The 2,691-nt window shown below is 38.6% G+C and carries 2 protein-coding genes; both read left to right on the forward strand.

Annotated features, from left to right (window positions below; genetic code table 11):
• On the forward strand, nt 1-913 hold a 913-nt coding region (locus tag RT405_RS11460; RefSeq protein ID WP_313469789.1), incomplete at its 5' end, for an ATP-binding cassette domain-containing protein.
• Between the two features lie 126 nt (nt 914-1,039).
• Nucleotides 1,040-2,404 (forward strand): M20/M25/M40 family metallo-hydrolase, encoded by a 1,365-nt coding sequence (locus tag RT405_RS11465; protein WP_313469791.1) that lies wholly within the window; start codon nt 1,040-1,042, stop codon nt 2,402-2,404.
• Nucleotides 2,405-2,691: the final 287 nt, after the last annotated feature.

A 2,691-nucleotide genomic window follows, 5' to 3' on the forward strand; every position in this document is an offset into this window, starting at 1 on the left:
GCAGTACTTTAATGCCAATAAAAAGAATGAAGTTCGTGCAGTGAACAACCTTTCTTTTCATCTGTACGAAGGCGAGACCTTTGGATTAGTCGGAGAATCGGGTTCAGGAAAATCGACCACCGGGAAAATGTTGTCGAAATTATTGGAGGCTACTGGAGGAGAAGTTCTGTTTGAAGGGAAAGAAATCAATAACATCAAAAACCGGAAACAACTGTTAGCATTTCGTAAATCTGTTCAAATGGTTTTTCAAGATCCGTATGCTTCTTTAAATCCTAGAATGACAGTAATGGACACGATTGCTGGCGGCATTGACGTCTATGGCTTAGCTAAAAATAAAAAAGAACGCGCTGAAATGGTTTATGAGTTGTTGGACTTAGTAGGGTTGAGCCGAGAATATGCTACCCGCTATCCACGAGAATTCTCAGGTGGACAATGCCAACGTGTTGGGATCGCGCGGGCTCTAGCTGTCAGTCCTAAATTTATTATTGCGGATGAAGCTATTTCTGCATTAGACGTTTCGATTCAAGCACAAGTCGTTAATTTGTTAAAGAAATTAAAACGTGAAAAGAACCTGACCTATTTGTTTATTGCTCATGATCTGTCAATGGTGAAATACATCAGCGATCGTATTGGAGTGATGAACAATGGTCGGATTTTAGAATTAGGTCCAGCAGATGACTTATACAATGCGCCGCTGCACCCTTATACAGAATCATTGCTGTCGGCTATTCCTGCTCCCGATCCAATTGAAGAACGAAAGCGATCGAGAATGGCTTATGATCCGACTTACCATGAATATGAGGATGAAACGGCTGTTGGTCTACATGAAATTTCTCCTCAGCATTACGTTTATTGTCATATTGATGAAATTCCGTTTTTGAAAAAGAAACAGCAGAAAATGCAGCAGGCCTGATCTGATTGAATGGAAATAAAGTTAAGGGAATCGAGAAATGACAGCTTTAAGGTAGTTGTCGTTAATTGGTTTTTCTAAAATTCTGTTGATCTAGGTCGGTAAATCTGATAGCAAGGAGATAGGATAATGACAACTAAAGAAATTTTTCGGAAAATAGCTGATGAACGAATGGAAGAATTTTACGATTATTTGCGTTTGCAATCTGTTTCAACCCAGCACCGTCAAATTCCAGAAACAGTCGCATACGTGAAAAAAATGATTGAAAAAACAGGAGGAACAGTACAAGTATTGGATGACTTAGGGGGACATCCGGTAGTCTATGGTTCTTTTGAAGCCGGACCAAATGGCAACTCTGCTAAAACACTTCTGTTCTATAATCATTATGATGTGCAACCGGAAGATCCGATTGGCGAATGGGATACTGATCCTTTTGAACCGACTGTTCGCGATGGTATTTTGTACGCTCGCGGTGTAGCTGACAATAAGGCTAATTTTATGGTACGTTTGAATGCCCTTTCGGCTTTATTGGAAACAGAAGGTGGTTTGCCTTGTAACGTCAAGTTTTTAGTTGAAGGTGAAGAAGAGAACGGCAGCCCAAATTTAAAAAAATACTTAGAAAAATACGCTGACTTATTTGCCGCTGATGCTTGTATCTGGGAGTTTGGCGGTAAAGATAAAGACGAGCGTTTTGTAATTGAAGCAGGAGTTAAAGGCATTGCTTATTTTGATGTAACTGTTGAAAGTGCTAAAGTTGATATTCATTCTTCAATGGCAGCCGTGGTAGACAATGCGGCTTGGCGATTAGTACAAGCCTTAGCAACAATGCGTACAGTTGATAATGAAATTGTGGTTGAAGGGTTTTACGATCATATCACACCTCCTACAGCATTGGAAAAAGAAATCGTCAGTCAGCTGCCTTTCAATGAAGCAGCAACTAAAGAAATTTATGGATTAACCGGCGACTTGATTACTAAAGGCAAAGAGCGGACACCTAGTGAAGCTTTGGTTTTTGAACCAACGTTGACTATCAGTGGGTTACTGAGCGGTTATACAGATCCGGGTATCAAGACGGTTTTGCCTAAATCAGCCTCTGCCAAAATCGATTGCCGGCTAGTACCTGGTCAAGAACCAGAACACATTTATGAAGTTTTGCGTAAACATTTGGATGATCATGGTTTCCAAGACGTGAAACTAGAATTAATCAAAGGCATGCATGCTTTTCGTTCGGATATGACCGATCCCTTTGTTGCGACTGTAACGGATTCGGCTCAAAAAGCTTATGGATCAGATACAGAAATCGTTCTTTCGCCGAATAGTGCTGGTTCAGGTCCAATGTATCACTTTTACCACTATTTAAAATTGCCGATATTAAGCAGCGGAGTCGGTTGGGGAAATTCCAGAGCACATGCACCGAATGAGTCCGTTCGATTAGCAGATTATTATCAAGGAACAGAGCATATCGCTATCTTGCTGAACGATTTTGCTAAATAGAAAGTTTTATAAAATAAAAAAAGAGTATGACCAAAGTTAGTTTTAGATAGCTTTAGTCATACTTTTATTTTTTGATAAGCATAAGGTAAGTAAAAGAAAGAGGGATTTTTTTAAAAGATACTAGGTTTTAAAAGATATTTACAGAAAAGGTGAGTTAAAAAAATAAGCAGAAAGAGTTAAATAGATTGAGACTTTTTCTTAATATAGAAGAATTAAAGAAAAGATGCAGAAAAATATTGGTATAATTATACTTAAAAATTAAATTTTTATACAGTGGAAAACAAGGT

It is taken from the genome of Carnobacterium sp. (genome assembly GCF_032094055.1).
Lineage (GTDB): Bacteria > Bacillota > Bacilli > Lactobacillales > Carnobacteriaceae > Carnobacterium_A.

Coding starts and splice junctions, on each gene's coding strand:
- RT405_RS11465 (WP_313469791.1), top strand. CDS start 1,040: ATGACAACTAAAGAAATTTTTCGGAAAATAGCTGATGAACGAATGGAA.